The 1,173-nt window shown below is 66.9% G+C and carries 1 protein-coding gene; it reads left to right on the forward strand.

The features are described 5' to 3' along the window. On the forward strand, nucleotides 1–1,173 hold a 1,173-nt coding region (locus V8683_RS31320), incomplete at both ends, for an FAD-binding protein (RefSeq protein ID WP_462880751.1).

Raw genomic sequence — 1,173 nt, forward strand, 5'->3', positions numbered from 1 at the left:
CGCTGGGCAACATGAGCGAGGACAACTGGCACTACCACTTCTACGACACGATCAAGGGCTCCGACTGGCTCGGCGACCAGGACGCGATCGAGTTCATGTGCCGCGAAGCGCCGAACGCCGTGTACGAACTGGAACACATGGGCATGCCGTTCGACCGCAACGCGGACGGCACGATCTACCAGCGCCCGTTCGGCGGCCACACGGCCAACTACGGCGAGAAGCCGGTGCAGCGCGCCTGCGCGGCGGCTGACCGGACCGGCCACGCGCTGCTGCACACGCTGTACCAGCAGAACGTCGCGGCGAAGACCACGTTCTTCGTCGAATGGATGGCGCTCGATCTGATCCGCGACGCCGAAGGCGACGTGCTGGGCGTGACCGCGCTGGAAATGGAAACGGGCGACGTCTACATCCTCGAAGGCAAGACCACCCTCTTCGCCACGGGCGGCGCGGGCCGGATCTTCGCGGCCTCGACGAACGCGTTCATCAATACCGGCGACGGTCTGGGCATGGCGGCGCGCTCAGGCATCGCGCTGCAGGACATGGAATTCTGGCAGTTCCACCCCACCGGCGTGGCCGGCGCGGGCGTGCTGATCACCGAAGGCGTGCGCGGCGAAGGCGGCATCCTGCGCAACGCGAACGGCGAGCGCTTCATGGAGCGCTACGCGCCCACGCTCAAGGACCTGGCACCGCGCGACTTCGTCTCGCGCTCGATGGACCAGGAAATCAAGGAAGGCCGTGGCGTGGGTCCGCACAAGGACCACGTGCTGCTGGACCTCTCGCACATCGGCGCCGAGACGATCATGAAGCGTCTGCCGTCGATCCGCGAGATCGCGCTGAAGTTCGCGAACGTGGACTGCATCAAGGAGCCGATCCCGGTCGTGCCGACCATCCACTACCAGATGGGCGGCATCCCGACGAACATCCACGGCCAGGTCGTGGGCACCGCGAAGGGTCACGAAGACCCCATCAACGGCTTCTACGCGGTGGGCGAATGCTCGTGCGTCTCGGTGCACGGCGCGAACCGCCTGGGCACGAACTCGCTGCTGGACCTCGTGGTGTTCGGCCGCGCGGCGGGCAACCACATCGTCAAACACGTGAAGGAGCAGCGCGATCACAAGCCGCTGCCGGCGGACGCGGGCGAGTTCTCGCTGGCGCGTCTGGCCGCGCTCGACA

It is taken from the genome of Paraburkholderia sp. AV2 (assembly GCF_054968425.1).